Origin of the sequence: Clostridium sp. Marseille-Q2269 (assembly GCF_943736985.1) — a bacterium.
Taxonomy (GTDB): Bacteria; Bacillota; Clostridia; order Clostridiales; family Clostridiaceae; genus Clostridium_F.
Genome location: NZ_CALSFS010000001.1, coordinates 459,897 through 483,078, shown reverse-complemented (window position 1 = coordinate 483,078; position 23,182 = coordinate 459,897). Strand labels below are relative to the sequence as shown.

23 protein-coding genes, 1 pseudogene and 1 riboswitch are annotated in these 23,182 nt (G+C 27.0%); of the genes and pseudogenes, 22 read left to right on the top strand and 2 right to left on the bottom strand.

Features of this window, described 5'->3' with window-relative positions; translation table 11 throughout:
* Positions 1-77 precede the first annotated feature (77 nt).
* Positions 78-731 carry a class II aldolase/adducin family protein gene (locus NGI68_RS02105; RefSeq protein WP_251859827.1) on the top strand — a complete coding sequence of 218 codons (654 nt, stop codon included), beginning with the start codon at positions 78-80 and terminating at the stop codon, positions 729-731.
* Between the two features lie 340 nt (positions 732-1,071).
* Positions 1,072-1,431 (top strand): LapA family protein, encoded by a 360-nt coding sequence (locus NGI68_RS02100; RefSeq protein WP_251859826.1) that lies wholly within the window; start codon positions 1,072-1,074, stop codon positions 1,429-1,431.
* A gap of 297 nt (positions 1,432-1,728) precedes the next feature.
* Here the strand turns inward: NGI68_RS02100 and NGI68_RS02095 are convergent, their stop codons facing one another.
* Complete coding sequence (locus NGI68_RS02095) at positions 1,729-2,604, bottom strand: cation diffusion facilitator family transporter (protein WP_251859825.1); 876 nt, start codon at positions 2,602-2,604, stop codon at positions 1,729-1,731.
* A 283-nt stretch (positions 2,605-2,887) separates the two neighbouring features.
* Here NGI68_RS02095 and NGI68_RS02090 point away from each other — a divergent pair, with 283 nt between their 5' ends.
* The 6 genes from NGI68_RS02090 (at position 2,888) to NGI68_RS02065 (ending at position 6,886) form a co-directional block, all read left to right on the top strand.
* Positions 2,888-3,616, top strand: coding sequence for a DUF421 domain-containing protein (locus tag NGI68_RS02090; protein ID WP_251859824.1), 729 nt, complete (start codon positions 2,888-2,890; stop codon positions 3,614-3,616).
* 122 nt (positions 3,617-3,738) lie between these two features.
* Complete coding sequence (locus tag NGI68_RS02085) at positions 3,739-4,104, top strand: DUF4363 family protein (protein WP_251859823.1); 366 nt, start codon at positions 3,739-3,741, stop codon at positions 4,102-4,104.
* Between the two features lie 124 nt (positions 4,105-4,228).
* Positions 4,229-4,567 (top strand): YtrH family sporulation protein, encoded by a 339-nt coding sequence (locus tag NGI68_RS02080; protein ID WP_251859822.1) that lies wholly within the window; start codon positions 4,229-4,231, stop codon positions 4,565-4,567.
* Complete coding sequence (locus NGI68_RS02075) at positions 4,564-5,022, top strand: sporulation membrane protein YtrI (protein ID WP_251859821.1); 459 nt, start codon at positions 4,564-4,566, stop codon at positions 5,020-5,022. The genes NGI68_RS02080 and NGI68_RS02075 overlap by 4 nt, the downstream gene beginning before the upstream one ends.
* A gap of 537 nt (positions 5,023-5,559) precedes the next feature.
* Positions 5,560-6,123 carry a DUF3267 domain-containing protein gene (locus NGI68_RS02070; protein WP_251859820.1) on the top strand — a complete coding sequence of 188 codons (564 nt, stop codon included), beginning with the start codon at positions 5,560-5,562 and terminating at the stop codon, positions 6,121-6,123.
* 55 nt (positions 6,124-6,178) lie between these two features.
* Positions 6,179-6,886, top strand: a complete 708-nt coding sequence (locus NGI68_RS02065; protein ID WP_251859819.1) for an IDEAL domain-containing protein — start codon at positions 6,179-6,181, stop codon at positions 6,884-6,886.
* A 196-nt stretch (positions 6,887-7,082) separates the two neighbouring features.
* Here NGI68_RS02065 and NGI68_RS16905 read toward each other — a convergent pair whose 3' ends face one another.
* Positions 7,083-7,214, bottom strand: coding sequence for a hypothetical protein (locus tag NGI68_RS16905; protein ID WP_286010067.1), 132 nt, complete (start codon positions 7,212-7,214; stop codon positions 7,083-7,085).
* A gap of 247 nt (positions 7,215-7,461) precedes the next feature.
* Positions 7,462-7,570, top strand: a riboswitch (TPP riboswitch).
* A 133-nt stretch (positions 7,571-7,703) separates the two neighbouring features.
* Here NGI68_RS16905 and NGI68_RS02060 point away from each other — a divergent pair.
* The 14 genes and pseudogenes from NGI68_RS02060 to NGI68_RS01995 all read left to right on the top strand — a co-directional run bounded on the left by NGI68_RS02060 (position 7,704) and on the right by NGI68_RS01995 (position 22,979).
* A complete protein-coding gene (locus NGI68_RS02060; RefSeq protein WP_251859818.1) occupies positions 7,704-8,288 on the top strand; it encodes a thiamine phosphate synthase in 585 nt (194 codons plus the stop codon).
* A gap of 694 nt (positions 8,289-8,982) precedes the next feature.
* A complete protein-coding gene (locus NGI68_RS02055; protein ID WP_353505348.1) occupies positions 8,983-9,285 on the top strand; it encodes a hypothetical protein in 303 nt (100 codons plus the stop codon).
* A gap of 27 nt (positions 9,286-9,312) precedes the next feature.
* Positions 9,313-9,612 carry a PQ-loop domain-containing transporter gene (locus NGI68_RS02050; RefSeq protein ID WP_251859816.1) on the top strand — a complete coding sequence of 100 codons (300 nt, stop codon included), beginning with the start codon at positions 9,313-9,315 and terminating at the stop codon, positions 9,610-9,612.
* 47 nt (positions 9,613-9,659) lie between these two features.
* Positions 9,660-11,957: a xanthine dehydrogenase molybdenum-binding subunit XdhA gene (gene xdhA / locus NGI68_RS02045; protein ID WP_251859815.1), complete on the top strand. Its 2,298-nt coding sequence runs from the start codon at positions 9,660-9,662 to the stop codon at positions 11,955-11,957.
* A gap of 13 nt (positions 11,958-11,970) precedes the next feature.
* Positions 11,971-12,855 (top strand): xanthine dehydrogenase FAD-binding subunit XdhB, encoded by an 885-nt coding sequence (gene xdhB, locus NGI68_RS02040; RefSeq protein WP_251859814.1) that lies wholly within the window; start codon positions 11,971-11,973, stop codon positions 12,853-12,855.
* A gap of 29 nt (positions 12,856-12,884) precedes the next feature.
* Positions 12,885-13,358: a xanthine dehydrogenase subunit XdhC gene (gene xdhC, locus NGI68_RS02035; protein ID WP_251859813.1), complete on the top strand. Its 474-nt coding sequence runs from the start codon at positions 12,885-12,887 to the stop codon at positions 13,356-13,358.
* A 127-nt stretch (positions 13,359-13,485) separates the two neighbouring features.
* Positions 13,486-13,959: a nucleoside deaminase gene (locus NGI68_RS02030; protein ID WP_251859812.1), complete on the top strand. Its 474-nt coding sequence runs from the start codon at positions 13,486-13,488 to the stop codon at positions 13,957-13,959.
* Positions 13,960-14,374: 415 nt separating this feature from the next.
* Entirely contained in the window at positions 14,375-16,570 is a 2,196-nt protein-coding gene (locus NGI68_RS02025) for a DNA topoisomerase III (protein ID WP_251859811.1), read from the top strand.
* Positions 16,571-16,961: 391 nt separating this feature from the next.
* Positions 16,962-17,558, top strand: coding sequence for a manganese efflux pump MntP (locus NGI68_RS02020; protein WP_251859810.1), 597 nt, complete (start codon positions 16,962-16,964; stop codon positions 17,556-17,558).
* 81 nt (positions 17,559-17,639) lie between these two features.
* A pseudogene (locus NGI68_RS02015) lies at positions 17,640-17,859 on the top strand (DUF2164 domain-containing protein).
* 306 nt (positions 17,860-18,165) lie between these two features.
* On the top strand, positions 18,166-18,819 hold the full coding sequence (gene fsa, locus NGI68_RS02010; protein WP_251860186.1) for a fructose-6-phosphate aldolase: 654 nt from the start codon (positions 18,166-18,168) through the stop codon (positions 18,817-18,819).
* Positions 18,820-19,190: 371 nt separating this feature from the next.
* Entirely contained in the window at positions 19,191-20,855 is a 1,665-nt protein-coding gene (locus NGI68_RS02005) for a ribonuclease J (protein WP_251859808.1), read from the top strand.
* 292 nt (positions 20,856-21,147) lie between these two features.
* Positions 21,148-22,500, top strand: a complete 1,353-nt coding sequence (locus NGI68_RS02000) for an alanine/glycine:cation symporter family protein (protein WP_251859807.1) — start codon at positions 21,148-21,150, stop codon at positions 22,498-22,500.
* A gap of 314 nt (positions 22,501-22,814) precedes the next feature.
* A complete protein-coding gene (locus NGI68_RS01995) occupies positions 22,815-22,979 on the top strand; it encodes a zinc-ribbon domain-containing protein (RefSeq protein WP_003393739.1) in 165 nt (54 codons plus the stop codon).
* The last annotated feature ends 203 nt before the right edge of the window (positions 22,980-23,182 follow it).

The following is a 23,182-nucleotide window of genomic DNA, read 5'->3' as shown; positions in this document are numbered from 1 at the left end:
AAATTTATCATGGGTTTTAAAGTCAAATAATAGTTTATTCTTAAATTTATTAATTGGTTAATGGAGAGGGTGACAATTTGGATAATGAAACATATGTAAGAACTCAGATTGTAGAAGCAGGTAAAAAGCTTCAAGAAAGATTTTTTGTAGCCTCTAATGATGGAAATATAAGTGCAAAACTTGATGATAATACTATATTAATTACTCCTACAGGAGTTAACAAAGGAGAAGTAACACCAGACCAAATAATAAAGGTAGATAGAGAGGGAAATGTTATAGCAGGACATATGAAGGTTACATCTGAAATAAAAATGCATTTGGTGGTTTATAATATGAGATCAGATGTAAGGGCTATAGTTCATGCCCATCCACCAGCATCCACAGCTTTCGCAGTATCAAGACAAAAATTAGAGGAACCTGTTATTCTTCCAGAGGCGGTTTTTTCGTTAGGGAAAATAGGATATTGCGAATATGGAACTCCTTCAACTAATGAAGTATCAAAGTCCGTGAAAAAAGAGATTACACATAGTGATGTACTTTTATTATCAAACCATGGAGCACTTACTGTGGGAGCAGATGTAATGAGAGCTTATTATAAAATGGAAAATTTAGAAATGGTTTCAAAAATAACTATTTATTCAAAAATAATAGGAGATATAAAAACTTTAAATGAATTACAAATTGAAAAATTAAATATAGTAAAAAAAGGAAAGGGGTGGGGTAGTTTGTAAGTTTAAATATATGAACACAGAGATAACGATGTCTAAATAATTTATATATAGATGTATATAAAACTAATAATATATAAATTAATTATTTAAATTTGAGAAAGGATAATGTTAAGTGTAAAATTTTACACTTAACATTATTGTTTTTATTATAAAAGCTTTAATTGTATTAATTTAATCTATTGTACTAGTTAAAGTAGCTCTAGTTTAATGTGCAAAATATGATTTTGTAAGCTTAATTTAACTAGCACAAAAAGTTAATTTATTTAGTATAAGTAAGTTGATAGTTATATAAAGGTTGTTGTATTATATGGGTATGACTTAAAATAAAGGAGGTTTTTTAGTGAGAAATGGATTTGTATTTTCTCTTATAATGGCACTTATTGTAGCTATATTCGCTATACAAAATTCAACTGCTATACCAGTAAAAATTTTATTTTGGCAGATAGATGTTTCTTTAGCAATTATAATTTTGGTATCTGCTGTTATAGGAGCTGTTATCACAGGAATTATGGGAATAAAAAAAGAGAGAGGTATAAAAAGACAAAATAAAGATCTTTTAAATAAAATAAAAGAATCAGAAGAAAATAATGGATATTTATCAAATAAACTAGAAAAATCTAATTCAGATTCTAAAAAAGCATATTACATAAAAGATTCAGAATATACAAATATGAATGAACAAAAAGAAAATGAAAAATAACTTTATACTATTCATTTAATATAAAATGTATATAAAAAATAATATAATTAATCTAATATTATAAAGATAAAAAGTACATTTATGAATTGTGTTGTTTAAATAATAAGCTTACCAGTTACTATTTATTAAAAAATTTTTTGTTAGTTTAAAGATTCTATTACTGTATTTATTAAATAGATAGTTTAAGAAACACTACAGTTCATTTGTATATTTACTATGTGTACTTTTTATCTTTAATTATATCAACAATAAATTCCATGTTTGGGTATGAAATAAACTATTAAAAACAATATTAAGTTATCCCTCATAGGGATTTACGTGAATCATACAATGAATAATATCATTGTTACTTGCTTCTATTTTGTCATGGACTTCTTGTGCTATACTATGGGATGCTTTTAATGATAAACTGTAATCAAGAGCAATTTCCACATCCACATAAAGTTTACTTCCATGAAGTCTAGTCTTTAATTCATCTATTCTCTTCACTTCTTTAATAGATTTAATTTGATTTTCTATCATATCAATGGTTTTTTCATCAGCAGAATGATCAACAAGTTGATTTATAGCGTCTTTATAAATATTTATAGAAACTTTAATTATAAATACACATATTATTAAAGAGGCTATAGGGTCTAATATTGGATATTTAAGTCTGGCACCTATTATGCCTATAAGTGTTCCTATAGATGAAAAAGCATCGGATCTATGATGCCAAGCATCTGCTTTAAGGACTGTGCTATTTATTGTATTGGCTGCTTTTAAAGTGTATCTATACATCCATTCTTTTGTTATTATTGATAAAATAGCTACATAAATAGTCATTTTAGAAGGAACGGAGAAATTTTTGTTTATTATAATGCTTATGCCATTATAACCTATAAATAAAGCAGTTAAAGATAGCATGCCAGCCAATAATTTAGAAGTTATGGCCTCAAGTCTTTCATGACCATAGGGATGATCTTTGTCTGCAGGTTTAGAAGATATTTTAAGGCCTATAATTACTGCTATGGTACTTAGTACGTCAGATAGAGAATGAATACCATCTGCAATAGTAGCAGAGCTATGTCCTATTATTCCAAATAGTATTTTTATAAAAGATAATATTATATTTACAATAATGGTTATATTAGAAACTTTATTACCTATTTTTAGTCTTTCCTTAGTATTCATTTGCACACCTCATTATTAGTTGAAAAAAATATAATTAACATCTATGCATAGTATATGCTACATAGAGGAGAAATGTAACATTGTATTTTAAAATAATTGTTATCAATTGATATTAATAATTAATATTTCATATAATGAATATGAATGTTAGGTTCAAAATTTACAAGTATAATAAATCTAATCTATGTATATACAAATAATAGATAAGGTTATGAATGTATAAAAAAAGGAAATAGTAGAACACTATTTGTATAAAAATTTTTATAGGTAGGGAGTGTTCTAATTGAACGAAGCTTTAGTTGTATTTGTTAGAGCTGTAATAGGATTCTTTACTCTTTTAATATTTGCCAGAATATTAGGAAAGCAACAAATAAGTCAGCTTACATTTTTCGAGTATGTTCTTGGTATAACTATAGGATCCACAGCGTCTACATTAAGTACAGAATTAGAAAGCACAGCATGGTCACATTGGGTAGGCCTTTTGACTTGGTGTAGTTTAGGATTCTTAATGCAATGGATAACATTAAAATGGAGATATGCAGCTAAATATATAGAGGGGGAACCAACTATAGTAATAATGGATGGCAAAATAATGGAAGATACTCTTAGAAAAATGAGATATAGAGTAGCGGATATCATGGAACAACTTAGAGGAAAGGGAGTTTTTGATCTTTCAGAAGTAGATTTTGCTGTATTAGAGTCTGATGGCCAATTATCAGTGCTAAAAAAACCAGATGAAGAACCATTAACTCCTAAGGATCTAAACATGCGTAAACAAAAGACTGGTATAGGTAGAGAACTTATATATGATGGTGAAGTTATAGAAGATAATTTAAGAGAAATAAAAAAAGATAGAGAATGGCTTAAAAACGAATTAAAAAAAAGAAAAGTTAAAAATTTTTCAGATGTTTTTTTAGCTACTATAAATGATAATAATAAGATTTATGTAGATACATATAAGGATCATCTAAAAAGAATAATAGATATAGGAGATTATAAAGGACCTTATTAATTAGATTATTTAATTTATATATAGCAATATATATTAAATAACATGAATAAGAAAATTATTAAATATAAGGTTTTAAATGACATTTAATTATATTTATAAAATAACTTCTAAAGGGTGGTTATATGAGAAGATTTTTAGTAAGAACAATTCCAATAGTAGCATTAAGCTTTTTTGTTATGATTATGCTTAGTGGAGGATATATGAAAAGACCTAGAAATCAAGCAGAAAATGTGGATGAATTTATAAGTACTACAATAGAATATGTGGAAAGCGAAGATTGGTCTGAGGCAGAAAAAGAAATAGAAAAATTAGATTTAGCATGGAACAAGATCTTAAAAAGAGTTCAATTTAGTTGGGAAGTAGATCAAATAAATTTTTTAAATGAAAATATAAATAAGGCTAAAGGTGGCATAATGGCTAAGGATAAAGGTGTAACCTTATCTAATTTATACAGTTTCTATCAGGAGTGGAAAAGTATAGATAAATAAAAATATAATTATTGTTTAATAAAATTTAACACTAAGTTATTTGCATAATTGTATAAGAAAAGAATAAAAAATAAGTAGGTTTCATAAATTTATACAGATATATAATATTTGTTAGGTGAATTTTATGAAAGTTTTTGTAGAGAACTTACTATATAGTTTTATGGTATCCTTTGGCATAGTAATAGGAGCAAGTATTTTTTCGGGTATTAGTGCAATTTTACTAAACCATCCTCCTTTAAAGATTATGATGGACTTATCCAATTCTATAAAAATATGGGCAGTAGCTACAGCTTTGGGAGGGACATTTTCTTCTTTTTCTATTTTAGATGAGGGCATATTTAAAGGTGAGTTAAGGGGAATGATAAAACAGATATTTTATATTCTAGCATCTTTAATAGGGGCTAATCTAGCAGTAAACTGTATAGGGCTTTTGGAAAAATGGGGAGAATATTTTAATAAATGAACCAGAAGAATAAATATTTTTTTTCGTTTTGTGTAGGATTAGTTACAGGAGGATTAGTAGGTATAATTTTTTTTAGTTTGTTTATAAGTTATAAAATTGAGAACTACCATAGAGAAATAACTTATCTAAATAATGTAATAGAGGATCAACAGGTAAGATTAGATGGGTTAGAAAATAAGTTAAGTAAAAAAAAGCTTATAGTTAAAAAGATAGAAATAGACATGCAATTTAAAAATACAGAAGAGCATGATGAGTTGGTGTCTATTGAATTAGAAAAATATATAAAAGAAAAGTTTAATGATCTAATTGGAAAAGATGTAGATAAGCTTGATGGAGATATATTGCTACAAGTAGTAGATAACAGAATAATGAAAATAAACAATAAGCAATACAAACTAAAAGTGCAAAAAATAATAATATCTCAAAATATAAAATTTCATATACAAGTAGAATAATTATATTATATGTTTATCTATTATGGATTTACTATATTTTGATATAAATAAAAAAACAAACTAGTATAGTTTATAAATTCAATGACACATTATAATGAACATTTATTAGTAAAAGCTTTACCTATAGCATTTATTTATAAATATATAAAAATATATTATAATACATTATAATATATAAAGAAAGGAAAATTATAAAATACTTTGATATATTTTATAAGATAAAACATAAAGATATGTTAAACGGGTTAACTTATTAAATTGTAAAGATAATAGATTAAATAGTATATTATTGGCAAAAATGTTAGCCTTAATTTAAAATGCCTTCCTTGATTTATTATACACACACACTAAAGGACTGCCTTAAATATAAACAGGCAGTCTTTTTATCTTTTATAGAAAATATAATATTTAACTATAATTTGCTCTGATATTAGTTTTAAATAGCAATATATTATATAAATATATTGCTATTTAAAAAGAATAGATATAATTAATGGTATAATAGTAATAATATAACTAAGTCAGGAGCTGATTTATGTGAATTTTAAAAGAGAAAAAGATAAAGACAGTTTCTCCTTTTTTAACAAGAGTAAATGGTATAAACTAAAAACCCCAGGAATTATATTAACTCAAATACTAGGTATATCTATAGCTGTATCAGTAGTAGGACTTATCTATTCATATATAATAAATTACACCTATATAGAAGAGATTTATTTGGATATGGTAGAGGTAATTGTATCATTTATAATTATTATTCCAATGCATGAAATTATGCATAAATTGATATTACCAGATTTAAAACAAACTATCTTTAGGATTATACCTAATAAGATAATATCATGTTCTTTTTTAAAGAGGGAAGTATCAAGGAATAGGTTAGTCATATCTTTAATTTTTCCTTTCGTAATGTTAACAATATTGCCAATCATAGTATTAAGTTTTATAAGAGTAGAAAATAATTTTGTATGTATATTGATAATTATAAATGCAGTGGTTTCCTATGTAGATATTTTGACTATATTTTCGTTATTGTTACAAGTCCCCAAAAGTGCCTATATAAAAAATATAGACAATGAGACTTATTGGAAGTGGAACTAAAATATTAATGACTATTGTAAATTTATATTAAGACAGGGAGAGGTATAAGAGTATAATGGAAGTTAAGTATATGGAGATATTTGATGATGAATGTAATAGATTAACTTATTGTACAGAGGTAACAACAGCTAAATCCTTAAACAAGTCTACAGATAAAATAAAAGTATTTTATTATAAATATGTAACAGGGGAAAGCTATTTTGATTTTTATTTTGGGAGAACATATGATGGAAAATTGATAGAAAATAAATTTTATATGTTTAAAGAAGATTTAAAAGTATATATACATTTCCTTCATAATTTTTATAATGTAATAAAAACAACTTTAATTAAACAAGAGGATATTAAACATTTTTTTCTTATTAAAGGTCAGGGAGAAGTAAGCTTATCTTTAATAGGCCAAGAATATGTAAAATTAACTTCTGAAGATAATAACAAAATTAGAGTATTTTTTATATTAAATAAAGATGAACTCTCATATTATATAAAACTTATGGAAAATATATATTATGAAAGGAATATAATTAATGAATTAGATTATTTAAAAAATCCTTTAAGTACAATTAGTAGTAAAGATTATATTAAGGAAAGTAATGAGTATAGTAAAATAGGAATAAATAAAGATTATATATTAAGTCAAAAAGAAAAAAATAATGTATGTTTACAGGCATTATATGCTTTTATAGATGAAGCATTAGATAGAAAAGATGAACAAGCTTTTCATTCTATCTGCGATGAAATGGAGAAATACAACAAAAAATAATAATAGTTTATCTTTATTAAGCAACTTGTTATTTTTATGTAAATATGTTTTTATAATAAATAAAACCTCTTGAATACATTTCTGATACAAGAGGTTTTATCTATTATAAATTTTATACCGCTATAATTATTTTCCATACTTTGTAGACACAAATGTATATAAGAATTATTAAGATTTAAGCATTACACTGATAATATTAATTATTTATTTCGTCATTATCATTAGTGCAACACTGCTCTTTAGAATTAGAGGCTAAAAAAATTGAACCAATAGCCAATGTGGATAATAGTATTCTAAATAAAGTTTTCTTTTTATGTTTTTTTTCCATAAGATCAACCCTTTCTTATGATTTATCATATTAATTATACATTAAATTATATGGCATAATATAACATTACTCAATATTAACATAAAGTTTAGAATTAATTTTATCATAGTTTAATATAATTTTTAAAATTTAATATAACAGATAACAATTAATTTGTTTAGTATTAAATATATTTTTGAAAAACTATAAATGTTGATTTATAAACCTTAGTATGATAAAATATACGGAAAACAAAATATTACCAATTGTATTCCGCAAGGGGAGCCTATATGAATAGGCTGAAAGTAGAATGTTATTCTAGACCCACATAACCTGATTTGGATAATGCCAACGTAGGAAAAGGAAATATATGATCTTAAATTTTATTTTTAATAATAAAATTTTATTATCATAAATGAGGTTATGAACGAAGCTATTAAGCTTCCTTTTTTATTTGAAGATTTTTATTTTGCATAACTAAAGTAATTAAATTTATTTAAGGAGGGTAATATGATATATGCAGTTACTAACAGAAAGTTAATAGTAAATGAGGACATTTATTCTGTAGTAGAAAAATTATGTAAATTTGGAGCAGATGCCATAATATTAAGAGAGAAAGATTTAGAATCAAATGATTTATTTAATATGGCTTCAAAGATAAAATACATAACTAATAAGTATAACAAATTATTGATAATAAATAGCAATTTACAAGTAGCAAAAAAAGTTCAAGCATATGCAGTTCACTTTGGATACAGAGAATTTATAGAATTAAAAATGCCTTTGGATATTAATGTAGGGGTGTCTGTTCATAGTATGGACGAAGCTATAAATGCAGATCAGTTAGGAGCTGGATATATACTTTTAGGAAATATATATGAAACAGATTGTAAAAAGGGACTAAAGGGAAAAGGAGAAATTTTTTTAAAACAGGTAATTAAAACGGTATCTATACCTGTAATAGCAATAGGAGGCATAAATGAATATAATATTAAAAATATAAGAAAAACAGGTGCTTATGGAGTAGCTATAATGTCTTTAGCTATGAAAAGCCCTGACAAGATAAATAAAATTACAAATTATAATATTATTTAATTAAAAATAATTAAATAATATTGGAAATATATTTTCAAAGATATGATGAATTAAAGTACTATCAAATTGATAAAGCTTAGGGAACAAATCTACATTTATTCCCTAAGCTTTTAATTATTATATTAAAAATCAAAGAAAAATATAATATAATCTTTATAAGATATTAGGAATAATTATAGATCAGTATTCTTAGTAAATTGAATATATTATAATACATTTAATATAAATGATAAATGAAAAGTTAATTTATAGAAATCCAGTAATAAATTAATCTACCAAAATATATTCTAATAAGTATCAAAATGATAATAAACATATCATTTTGATAAAAATACCATTTATACCATAACTTATTAATAATTGAACAAAGAAAGAATATTATCTTTTTTATAATAAATTACTGATATAATATAAGAAAAATACATAAAATAATCGGAAATACACGTAAAAAATACTATTATGGGTAATTCATTTTGGTATAATTTTTGCATCTATACATATTTAATGACCAATATTTATATTAAGGAACAGGAGGAATGAATATGAGTCTAATAGTCGGATTGTCGGGAATTTTAATTAATATTGAAGAAGGAAACAAAAATTAAATAAAAGAAGGGAGGGACTTATTTTTAAAATTAAAACTAAAAGTTTTTATTATATGTAAAGGTTTTAATTGAATAAAAATAAGGGTGCTATGAGTGGTTTAATAAAATTTGGAACAATTATAAATATTATAGGAGGAGTTTTAGTATTATATTCTTTCATACCACAAATCTATACTATATTAAAGACTAAGAGTTCGGGAAATAACAGTATACAGTATTGGATAGTGATGTCTTTTGGGATATTTTGTATATGTATAAATCAATTCATATGCAAAGTTCCCAAAGTACAATTGGTTATACAGTCCATAAATGTTGCATTTGCTGTTTGTAGTACTGTATTAATAGTTCATTTTAGTATAAAAGAAAAAAAGGAAAAATATGAAGAGTTTTAATAGATTTGATGATAGGAGAGGATAATTATGACTGACTTACATTTTTGGGGCAACATTGCTCAAGCTTTAGGAAGTTGTACTTTAATATATTCATTCTTCCCACAAATATGTAAATTAACAAAAGCGAAAAATGCAGATGGCATGAATCTTCAATACTGGGCTATATTAACTGTGGGGGTAGCATGTATAGCAATAAACTTAACTATAAGTAAGGTAAACATATTTATTCAAATAACTCAATGGTTAAATGCAGTTTTAGCATTGATAGTGTTACTTATATCTAGTAACTATCAAAGGGAAGTGAAACAAAAAAGAACTTATAAATAATATATATAGCTATTATAAAACATAAGCCGTTAAAGGGGGAACTATACATGAAAGATTCTTACGATTTAATCGGTAAAAGTATAAATAGAGTAGATGCAGTAGCTAAAGTTACAGGTAAGGCTAAATATTGCTCAGATTATTTTGAACCTGATTGTCTTATAGGAATGGTTTTAAGAAGCCCTTATGCTCATGCAAAAATAAAAAATATAGATACTAAAGAAGCTGAAAAATTAGAGGGCGTTGAAGCTGTATTGACATATAAAAATGTACCCAATACAAAATTTCCTACAGCAGGACATCCATATTCATTAGACCCAGCCCATAGAGATATAGAAGATTATTCATTACTTACACATAAGGCACGTTTTGTAGGAGATGCAGTGGCAGCAGTTGTTGCAGTGGATGAACTTGTAGCTAAAAAAGCATTAAAATTAATAAAATTAGAATATGAAGTATTACCTTTTGTAATAGATCAAGAAGAAGCAATAAAAGAAGGGGCTCCAATTATTCATGATGAGAGACCTAATAATATAGTTAGTGATTTTGGTATAACAGTAGGAAATCCAGATGAAGTGTTTAAAAATGCAGATAAAATTTATAAAGGACAATATGAAACTCAAATAGTACAACATTGTCAGATGGAAACTCATAATGCTATAGCAAAGATTGATGAGAAAGGCAGAATGCTTATTATAACATCAACACAAATACCACATATTGTACGAAGAATAGTTTCACAAGCTTGCAATTTACCTATAGGAAAAATAAGAGTAATAAAGCCTTATGTTGGTGGAGGTTTTGGAGGAAAACAAGATGTTGTAATAGAGCCCCTTACAGCTGCAATGTCTCTTGCTGTTAACGGAAGACCTGTAAGATTACAATTAAGTAGAGAAGAGGCAATTGTTGCAACTAGAACAAGGCATGCAATGAGAGTAAATCTTAAAGTGGCCTTATCAAAAGATAATAAAATAGAAGGTTATGACATAGAAAACTTTGTAAATAATGGAGCTTATGCATCTCATGGACATTCTATTGCTATGAGTGCTGGAAGCAAGATTAGACCTCTTTATGATATAAAAGCAGAAAAATACAGACCTAAAACCATATATACCAATCTTCCAGTGGCAGGAGCAATGAGAGCTTATGGTATACCGCAAATGTGTTTTGTGTTAGAGGCTATGATTGATGATATATGTAAGGATTTACATATAGATCCTATAGATTTTAGACTTAACAGCTTTATAAAAGAAGGACATATAGATAAAGCATCAAATCTTGTAGTAAGGACATTCGGATTACCACAATGTTTAAAAAAAGGAAGGAATTTAATAGATTGGGATAGAAAAAGAGAATTATATAAAAATCAAAGTGGACCTGTAAGAAGAGGTGTTGGAATGGCTTGTTTTAGTTATTTTTCTGGAACTTGGCCTGTATCACTTGAAGCGGCAGGAACAAGAATAGTAATGAATCAAGATGGTTCAATTCAAGTTCAAGTAGGAGCCACAGAAATAGGACAAGGTAGCGATACAGTGTTTAGCCAAATGGCAGCAGAAACTATTGGTATACCATTTGATATGGTAACTATAGTTTCTCAGCAAGATACAGATGTAACACCTTTTGATACAGGATCTTATGCATCAAGACAATCTTTTATAGCTGGGCAAGCCATAAAGAAAGCAGCTACAGAAGTAAAGAGAAAAGTTTTAGAAATTGCTAGTGATAAATGTGGACTAGATGCAGAACTATTAGATATTGTAGATGGAAAGGTAATAGAAAAGGGAATAAAAAGAGAATTATATCCTTTAAAAGAAATTGCAATGGAAGCTTATTACGAAAAAGAAAAATATGCCCCTATAACCAGTGATTTGACTGTAAAGGTTAAGAATAATGCTATAGCCTATGGAGCAACTTTTGTAGAAGTTGAAGTAGATATAAGAACAGGAAAAATAAAAGTAGTAGATATTTATAACATACACGATTCAGGAAAAATCTTGAATAAAAAATTAGCTGAAGGACAAGTTCATGGAGGAGTTAGTATGGCTTTAGGATTTGCATTATCAGAAAAATTCATAATAGATGAAAAAACAGGATCAGTAATAAACAACAATCTTTTACATTATAAAATTCAAACTATTATGGATACGCCAAATATAAAATGTGAATTTGTAGATACTTATGATCCAACATCTAGTTACGGACAAAAATCTTTAGGTGAAAATACAACTATTTCTCCAGCACCTGCTATACGTAATGCTGTATTAAATGCCACTGGAGTAGCATTTAATAAATTGCCAATGGATTCACAATCTGTTTTTGAAAAATTCAAGGAAGTTGGACTTATATAGGAGGCGAAACAATATGTATGATATAAATGAAATATTAGAACCTAAAACATTAGAAGAAGCATTGGAATTATTGTCAGAACGTGATGACTTAACTGTTATAGCTGGAGGAACCGATGTACTTGTAAAACTTCATGAGGAAAGATTCAAGTCTTTAAATTTAATAAGTATTAGAAATATAAAAGGACTAAATGATATAAAAATATCTGAAGATGGTTCAATAGAAATAGGTGCTATGGCAACTTTTTCAGAAATATTTAGGAATCATATAATAAATAATAATATTCCTATATTAGCAGAGGCTGCAGTTTCTATGGGAGGGCCTCAAATTAGAAATATGGCAACTATTGGAGGAAATGTTTGTAATGGAGCTGTATCTGGAGACAGTGCACCATCATTATTTACATTGAATAGTAAACTAAAACTTAAGTCTATAAATCATGAGAGAGTAGTAAAAATTGAAGATTTTTATACAGGTCCTGGTCAGGTTAGTATCAAAAATGATGAAATACTAATCAGTATAATTATTGAAAAGAAAGATTATGAAAACAAGTATGGAAATTATATTAAATTTGCTAGTAGAAATGCCATGGACATAGCTTTAATGGGAGTTGCTGTATTAGTAGAAATTAAAAATAATAAGATTGAAGATTTAAGAATAGCTTTAGGAGTGTCAGGTCCAACTCCTATAAGATGTGAAATAGCTGAAGAACAAGGAACCCATATGAAAGTTACTGATGAAAATATAAAACTAATAGGAAAATTAGCTTTAAAATCTTCAAGGGCAATAGATTTTTGGAATGCTTCAAAGGAATTTAAAGAGCATTTAATAGATGAGTTAACTTATAGAGCACTTAAAGAATCTATTAAAAGATCAGAAAATGATAAGTATATAAAGTAGTAGGATACAATGAGGGGAATGGTGAACATATGGGACTAAAAAAGAAAATAAATCTTATAGTTAATGATAGAAACTACGAAATAGATGTAGATATTAGAGAATCTTTATCAGAAGTATTAAGAAGTAGATTGCATTTAACAGGTGTTAAACAAGGATGCTGTGTAGGCGAGTGTGGAGCCTGTACGGTTTTAATAGATGGTGTTCCAACAGACTCATGTATTTATTTGGCAGCTTGGGCTGATGGTAAAGAAATAAAAACCATTGAAGGTGTAGATAAGAATGGGAAACTTTCAGATGTTCAAAAAGCTTTTATAGATGAAGGTGCTGTGCAATGTGGATTTTGTACACCAGGATTAGTATTAACAACAACAGCTTTAGTAGAAAGTGGAAAAGATTATACTGATGAGGAAATAAAAAGAGAGATATCAGGACATTTATGTAGATGCACTGGATATAATAAGATATTTAATGCTACTAAAAAAGCTATTTTGAAAAGAAAATAATATTTAGCTTTTATATACTTATGATTTTTATAAGGAAAAGAAGCATAGGAAATTAAACAAATTTATATTATAAAAAAATATTAAATTATATAGTTTAATTATTAAAATATTTTGAGAGGTTATTTAGATGAATAAAAATGAAATTATGGATTTATGTGTGAAAAGTTGTATGGAGGGCATGAAAAATAATGAAGGAGGTCCTTTTGGAGCTGCAATTGTTAAGGGTGAACAAATAATATCAGTGACTCACAATACTGTAATAGCAGATAATGATCCAACAGCACATGGGGAAATGAATGCCATAAGAGAGGCATGTAGAAAGCTTAATACATTCGATTTAAGTGGATGTGAACTGTATACCACATCAGAGCCTTGTCCTATGTGCATGTCTGCAATTATTTGGGCAAACATATCAAAAGTATATTATGGATGCACTGTAGAAGATGCAAGAGATATTGGTTTTAGAGATGAACACATATTAAAATTTTTAAAAGAAGGTTGTAAGGATGATAAAATACTTGATTTAGAACACATTGATAAGAAATCTTCTTTAAAAGCTTTTGAGTATTGGGTTAAGGACATATCTAAAACTGAATATTAAAAAATATTTGTATATATTTTTAAAATAGTTTTAAAAAATCCAGTGGAAAGTATTAAGAATATCTCTACTGGATTTTTCTAATTAAGATTTTTAGAAATTAGGTTTATAGTAAAAATAAAAAATGTTATGAAATTCATACTCTAAATCTTTATTACATAGTTAAATTTTTTGTATTAATTAAATATTTGGTTTATAATTAAATAAATAAGTAAGAAGAATTAATTGTTTATTGTGAAAGAAAATATGCTTAAATAGGTAATATTATATATACATAATAATATTAAGATATGATATGTCTATATGGTTTTACTTTCAATTTAATATATATTTATATAATGTAAGGGTAGTAAATATACTTATCTATCCTTATTTTTTATTGAAACAGCAATTATTTATGGAAGGACGATAATTATTTATGGGAAAAGTATTAGTTTTAGCAGAAAAGCCTAGCGTAGGAAGAGATTTAGCTAAGGTCTTAAAATGTAATAAAAAAGGCAATGGTTATTTGGAAGGAAATAAATATATTGTGACTTGGGCCCTTGGACATTTAATAACTTTATCAGATCCTGAAAGTTATGATGAAAAGTATAAAAAGTGGAGCATGGATACTCTTCCAATGTTGCCCAAAAAGATGAAAACTACAGTTATAAAAAAGACTTCAAAGCATTTTAGTGAAGTTAGAAAAGTTATGACAAGAAATGATGTAGATGAGCTTGTTATAGCTACAGATGCAGGACGAGAAGGAGAACTTGTAGCTAGATGGATAATCGACAAAGTGGGATTTAGAAAGTCAATAAAACGTCTTTGGATTTCATCACAAACAGATAAAGCTATCTTAGATGGATTCAGAAATTTAAAGCCAGGAAAAAATTATGAGAATTTATATGAATCTGCAGCATGTAGATCAGAAGCGGACTGGATTGTAGGGCTAAATGTTACAAGAGCTCTAACTTGCAGATATAATGCTCAGCTTTCAGCAGGAAGGGTTCAAACTCCTACTTTAGCTATGATAGTTCAAAGAGAAGAAGAAATAAAAAAATTTAAATCAAGAGATTATTATAGTATAGAAGGCAAATGTAAGGGCTTTATCATGCATTGGGAAAATCAAAAAGGTGGATTTAATACTTTTAATGAAGATTTAGCTAAAAAAATTATATCAAAGGTTACTGGTAAACAGGGAGAAATAATAGAAGTTACAGAAAGTAATAAGAACAAATATTCTCCAGCACTTTATGATTTAACAGAACTTCAAAGAGATGCTAATAGAATATTTAGTTATTCAGCAAAGCAAACATTATCTATAATGCAAAGATTATATGAAAATCATAAAGTTTTAACTTATCCGAGAACTGATTCAAGATATATTTCAAAGGATATTGTGGCTACTCTAAAAGACAGGTTAAAGGCTATATCTATTGGTAGTTATAGTAAACCTGCCAATGAAATATTAAAAGGAAATATTAAAGCACATAAAGGTTTTGTAGATGATAGTAAGGTTTCAGATCACCATGCCATAATTCCTACAGAAGAAAGACCGAAATTAGGTAATTTAAGTAGTGAAGAAAGAAATATATATGATTTAGTTATTAAAAGATTTTTATCAGTTATGTTGCCACCTTTTGAATATATTCAAACTACCATTAAAGCAGAGATCATGAGTGAAAAGTTCGTAGCAAAAGGAAAAGTTATTAAAGCTAAGGGGTGGAAATCAGTCTATGATAAAGAAGATATGGATCATGGAGATGATAATTTACATAGTGATAGTATAAAAGATCAAAATCTTCCTAAGGTTAATAAAGGAGATATTGTAGAGTTTTCTCATTTTAAAATAAATAAAGGACAAACAAAACCACCAGCTAGATTTAACGAAGGAACTTTATTATCTGCTATGGAAAACCCACAAAAATATGTTAATCTAGATAAACAAAGTTCTAAAACATTAGGAGAAACTGGTGGACTTGGGACTGTTGCTACTAGAGCTGATATAATTGAAAAATTATATAATACTTTTTATATAGAAAAAAGAGGAAAAGAAATACTTCCAACTTCCAAGGGAAAACAGGTTGTAGACCTAGTACCAGAAGATTTAAAATCACCTCTTTTAACAGCAAAATGGGAAACTGAACTAGACTCTATTAGTAAGGGAAATCTAAGGGGAAATGTATTTATAAATAAAATGAGAGATTATGCTACGAAACTTGTAGAGAATGTAAAAAACAGTAAAGATAAATTTGTTCATGATAATTTAACAGGCAAAAAATGTCCACAATGTGGTAAGTATATGTTAGAAGTAAAAGGTAAAAATGGAGTTATGAATGTATGCCAAGATAGAGAATGTGGATATAGAGAAAATATAAGTAGATTTACTAATGTAAGATGTCCAGAATGTCATGTTAAATTAGAGCTTAGAGGAGAAGGAGAAGGTCAAATTTATGTATGCACAAGGTGTAGCTTTAGAGAAAAACTTTCTTCTTTTAATAAAAAATACAGGAATAATCAAGAAAAATTAAATAAAAGAGATGTAGCTAAGTATATGAAAAAAATGAAAACAAAGAACGATGAGCCAATAAATTCGGCTTTAGCAGATGCTTTAGCTAAGTTCAAATTATAAGTAAAAATAAGAGAAGAGTGTTATTATTTATATTTAATTTTAAATTATAAAAATAGTTAATTATTTGTTTAAAAATAAAAAATTGTTGACCTTGAGCCTGTATATAACATATAATTAATTAAAAGACATTATATTAATTAATATAAATAGTGATTGTGAGGGAGTAATTGGCACCATATTAAAATATGGTGTGGCAAAGTCAACATATTGACTTATAAAAGTCTGGCTTGTCTTGAATAATGAGACTCATGTATAACTTTTAGTTATACATGAGTCTTTTTTTATTGTATAAATTTGATAAATATGTGGATTACTATCTTTATTATAAATTATATGGGTTGTTAAATATTATTTATATAAATTTATAAGAATTATTTTAAGGAGGGAAATAATGGATTTATTTAGTATAATATTAATAAGTATAGGTTTATCCATGGATGCCTTTGCTGTATCTGTAACTAATGGAGCTATGATATCTCAGGGTATAGTTGCAGAAGGAATAAGAATAGGAGCATTTTTTGGAGGATTCCAAGCATTAATGCCTTTGATAGGCTGGTCTGTAGGAATAAAGTTTCAAAGTTATATAGCCGCTCTAGATCATTGGATAGCCCTTATATTACTTTCTTTAATTGGAGGAAAAATGATATACGATAGTCTAAATGAGAATGAAGATGAAATTGCCTGTGATTATAAAGCTACTCAAAAAAGATGTTTAAGTAATAAGACCCTTACACTTTTAGCTATAGCTACTAGTATAGATGCTTTAGCTGTAGGAGTAAGTTTTGCATTTTTAAATGTTTCAATAGTAAGCACCATAATAATTATAGGAATTATAACCTTTTTTATATGTTTTATTGGAGTTGTAATAGGTAGAAAATGTGGAGAGCTTTTAAAAAAGAAAGCAGAAATTTTAGGTGGAGTTGTATTAATATTGATAGGTATTAAGATATTTATAGAACATACTAATATTCTATCTAGAATATTTTAGACTAATGAATTTTAACATGATACAATATTTGTATGGAGAATATATATTAATTGGAGGTAAAGTTTTGAAGAAAAAAATGTTATTAAAATAGATAACCATAAGAAAAAAAATTATGATGGACTCTATAAAAGAATATTTTTATAATGAAAGAGATGAAGAATTAGGAGACTTAGCTGCAAGCATGATTTTAGATTTTTTCTTAGAAGAATTAGGCCCAGAGATTTACAATAAAGGGGTTTATGATGCATATGAATATTCTTTAGAAAGAATTGAAGATATGCTTTCAATACAAAAATATTAATAAATTCAGTGTCATTAATATAAAATTACCTTTAAATTTAGAAATATTAGATTGTTTTAAATTAGATACATAACAATAATTTCTATAAATCATATTAAATATAATATTTATATGATTTATAGAGATTATGTGAATAAATTAGTTAATATAAGAAAAAGTCATAAATATTCAGACAATAAAAGCAATTCATAAAAATATTAAAATAAAAGCAGTAAAATGAATTTTGAAATTTATGGAGTAAATTGTATAATAGTAAATATGACTATTGTAGACAATCTACATAAAATATTTAAGGGAGATGACAAAATGAAAATATTTATAGATACAGCCAATGTAGAAGAAATAAGAAAAGCAAGTGAATTGGGAGTTGTATCAGGGGTTACAACAAATCCTTCACTAATAGCAAAAGAAGGAAGAGATTTAAAACAGGTAGTGGAAGAAATTTGCAACATAGTAGATGGACCTATAAGTGCAGAGGTTATAAGCTTAGAACATGAAAAAATGATAGAAGAGGGAAAAGAATTAGCTAAATTGCATAAAAACATAGTTGTAAAAATACCTATGTGTGAAGAAGGATTAAAAGCAGTTAATGTTTTATGTAAAGAAGGAATAAAAACAAATGTAACTCTAATATTTTCATCAATGCAAGCTTTATTGGCAGCTAGAGCAGGAGCCACTTATGTAAGTCCTTTTTTAGGAAGATTAGATGATATAGGCAATCCAGGTGTTGAAGTTGTAAAACAAATAGCAGATATGTTTAAAATTCACAAAATAGAAACAGAAATAATTGCTGCAAGTGTAAGAAATCCTATGCATGTGTTTGAATCCGCAATGGCAGGAGCTCATATAGCAACTATTCCATATAAAGTGATAGTGCAAATGTCAAAACATGCATTGACTGACATAGGAATTGAAAAGTTTATGAAGGATTACGAAAACGTATTCGGAAAGAATAAATAATCTAGATTAAACAATATATGAAAAAACACTATTAGTATTATTTTAAATTAATAATATTAATAGTGTTTTTGTGTTTATAAAAATTTTTGTATAAAAATATTATTAAAAGTGTAGATTAAAATAATTTATTTCAAATAATATATAAAAATATTATTAAGGGTTATTATAATAGATGTATATTATATAGTAATAATGGTATGATTAAGTAAAGACTGATAAAATATAAATAAAAGGAATTAATTTAGGTTAGAGTAGCCAAAATAATATAAATAAAGTCTTTATAATAAACATTAATTTTAATTGGAGTTTAATATTTTAATTTAGAATATATTATATAAAAATTTAAAAACACTAAAATAGGAGGTTAGAAAATGAGTAATATGGATAGTGTAAAGATTATTCCCTTGGGTGGACTTGGAGAAATTGGTAAGAATATAACTGCCTTTCAGTATGAAGATGAAATAATTATTATAGACTGTGGTATATCTTTTCCCGATGAAGAGCTGTATGGTGTAGACTTGGTTATTCCAGATATAAACTATCTTTTAAATAACAAAGATAAAGTAAAAGGTATTTTTTTGACTCATGGACATGAAGATCATATAGGATCATTACCATATATTTTACAGCAATTAAACACACCTGTTTATGGTACAGCATTAACATTGGGGATAGTAGAAAATAAACTAAAAGAACACAACATGCTTTCTGATTGTGAGCTTAATAAAGTGGAAGCAGGAGATATAATAGAACTTAAAAATTTAAATGTAGAATTCATAAGAAATACTCATAGTATAGCAGATTCTTGTTGTATAGCTATTCACACACCAGTGGGAGTTATATTACATACGGGAGATTTTAAAATAGATTATACCCCTATAGATGGGTTGGTAATGGATTTTCATCGTATTGCAGAATTAGGACAAAAGGGAGTACTCCTTCTTATGGCTGATAGTACAAATGTACAGCGTAAGGGCCACACAATTTCAGAAAAAGCCATAGGTGAAACTTTAACTAAAATTTTTTCTAATGCTAAAGGAAGAGTTCTTGTAGCAACTTTTGCTTCCAACATACATAGAATGCAACAAATAGTAGATGCATCTATAGAGTATGGAAGAAAAGTAGTATTTAGTGGAAGAAGTATGGAGAATATATCCAAGGTAGCAATGGATTTAGGATACCTTCATATATTAGAAAATTACTTAATAACTGTGGATGAAATAAAAAATTATCCTAATGAGCAAATAACTATAATAACTACTGGAAGTCAAGGAGAGCCCATGGCAGCTCTTGCTAGAATAGCTTATTCTAATCATAGAAAAATATCCATTGAGCCTAATGATTTGTTTATAATTTCTGCCTCACCAATCCCAGGAAATGAAAAGTTAATATCAAGAGTAATAAATGAGTTGTTTAAGAAAGGGGCAGATGTAATATATGAAGCCTTAGAGGAAGTACATGTATCCGGTCATGCTTATGAAGAAGAATTAAAATTAATTCATGCATTAGTACATCCTAAATATTTTATGCCAGTTCATGGAGAATATAGGCATTTAAGACAACATGTTAATTTAGCTATGGAATTAGGTATGAAGAGAGAAAATATTTTCCTTGTAGAAACAGGGCAAGTATTAGAAATATCAAAGAAAGAGGCAAATATATCAGGAAAAGTTCGTACAGGATCTATATTTGTAGATGGTATAGGAGTTGGAGATGTAGGAAATATAGTCCTAAGAGATAGAAGGCATTTAGCACAGGATGGTATGTTAACTATAGTAGTAACTTTAGAAAAAGAATCTTATAGTATAATAGCAGGACCAGATGTAATAACTAGAGGATTTATATATGTAAAAGAATCAGAACAACTTATAAATGAAGTAAAAGGCATAGTAAAACAAGAACTAGATAATTGTTTAGAAAGTAAAATAATTGAATGGTACGTATTAAAATCAAATATTAAAAGATCTGTAGAAAAACATTTATATGAAAAAACTAAGAGAAGACCTATTGTACTACCTATAATTATGGAAATTTAAAACTATATAGAAAATAATAAAAGCTAGGATTTTTATAAATAATAAAGTCCTAGCTTTTATCATTTGTATAAATATGGGATTTTATATTATATAAAAACAACTAAACACATATTTAATAATAAGATATTTATTATTAAAAGTGATAATAAATAATATTATATTTTGTAGTTATTATATTTAGGATACATCTTTTGAAATAATATGTTAATAAAATAATAGAGCCAAAGGAATTTATATGATTATATGGAATATATATGTAGTGTGTGTATTACAATCATAGGGAGGAGTATATATGGATTTATTAAATGCTGTTAAGAGCATAAATAATGTGTTGTGGAATTATATACTTATTTTTTTGTTGTGTGGAACAGGGGTTATATTTACTTTTTCTTTAAAATTCGTTCAAGTTTCTAGGTTTAAGAAAGCTTTTAAAAAAGCTTTTGGTGGAATAAGTTTAAGAGGAAAAAAGGCAGGTAAAGATGGAATGTCTTCATTTCAGTCACTTGCCACAGCAATAGCAGCCCAAGTAGGCACAGGAAATTTGGCTGGAGCAGCAACGGCTATAGTGTCTGGAGGACCTGGAGCAATTTTTTGGATGTGGATCAGTGCATTCTTAGGAATGGCAACTATATTTGGAGAAGCGGTTCTAGCTCAAATTTTTAAAGAAAAAATTGATGGTGAAGTAACAGGCGGTCCAGCTTATTACATAAGCAAAGGACTTAAAAGCAATTTTTTGGCAAGTTTTTTTTCTGTGAGTATAGTATTAGCATTGGGATTTATAGGTAATATGGTTCAGGCTAATTCTATAGGAGCAGCTTTTTCAAATATATGTAATATACCATCATGGATAATTGGAATATTAATTGCAATACTTGGATTATTTGTTTTCATAGGAGGCATAGAAAGAATAGCCTCTGTTACAGAAAAAATGGTGCCAATAATGGCCTTATTTTATGTTATAGGAAGCATTATTATATTATGCAGAAATTATGTAAATATATTGCCAGCTTTTAGATTGATATTCCTATCTGCTTTTAATCCTAAGGCTGTTTTAGGCGGAGCAGCAGGTATTACTATAAAACAGGCTGTAAGATATGGGGTGGCAAGAGGATTATTTTCAAATGAGGCAGGAATGGGATCAACACCACATGCTCATGCAGTAGCTAAAGTAAAACATCCAGTAGAACAAGGATTAGTGGCTATGGTAGGTGTGTTTATAGATACTTTTGTGGTTCTTACATTTACAGCTTTCGTAATACTTACAACAGGGGTATTAGATGGAAAGACCACAGGGATAGAATTAACACAAAATGCATTTACTCAAGGATTAGGTAGTTTTGGGGCATATTTTATAGCCATTGCCTTATTTTTCTTTGCCTTTTCAACTATAATTGGATGGTATTTTTTTGGAGAGGCTAATGTGAAGTATCTTTTTAAAGGAAAAGGGTTAACAGTGTATAGATTATTGGTAGCAGCTTTTATAGTAATAGGAACAACATTAAAAGTAGAGTTAGTTTGGGAACTTGCAGATACTTTTAATGGTCTTATGGTAATTCCTAATGTAATAGCGTTAATAGCTTTAGTAAAATTAGTAAAAGACTCATTAAAAGATTACAATGAAAATTTGCAAATATCAGATAGATAAATACAGGGCATACATCAATTATATTATGATATTATAATTGATGTTAATGAACATTATATAGGTTATTTCCTAATAAATGTAATAATATAGAAAATTATAGAATGATAAAAATATATTTAGAAATATTATATGTTTATTTTGCTAAATAAGGTAATAAAACTATTGATTATTAATTTTATATGTGATATGATTAATTACGTTGTAAGTTTAAATTTACAGCGACTATGGATTTAATATGATAATAACATCTCCTCTTTTTAAGAAGTTATGTGAATCAGTTTTAAATCTTAATAATTAGAAGGAGGAATGTTAAAATGGCAGATAAGAACATAACATGTAAAGATTGTGGAAAGGAATTCGTTTTCACTGAAGGAGAACAAGAATTCTACAAAGAAAAAGGATTCGAAAATGAACCACAAAGATGCCCAGAATGCAGAAAAGCAAGAAAACAACAAAATAACAGAGGATTCAGAAGATAATCGAATTCGTAATTATGCCTGTAAGAGTAATCTCTTACAGGTTTTTTGCTGTATATTAGATTATTTTTATATAATTTATAATAATTAATTGGTATGAATGGTATATACAAAAAAAGTTTGTTTTATTATAGTTAAGTTGAAATGATATAATAATTGTATTATGATATTTAGGAACATATGGATTATAAACATTTTATTATTAT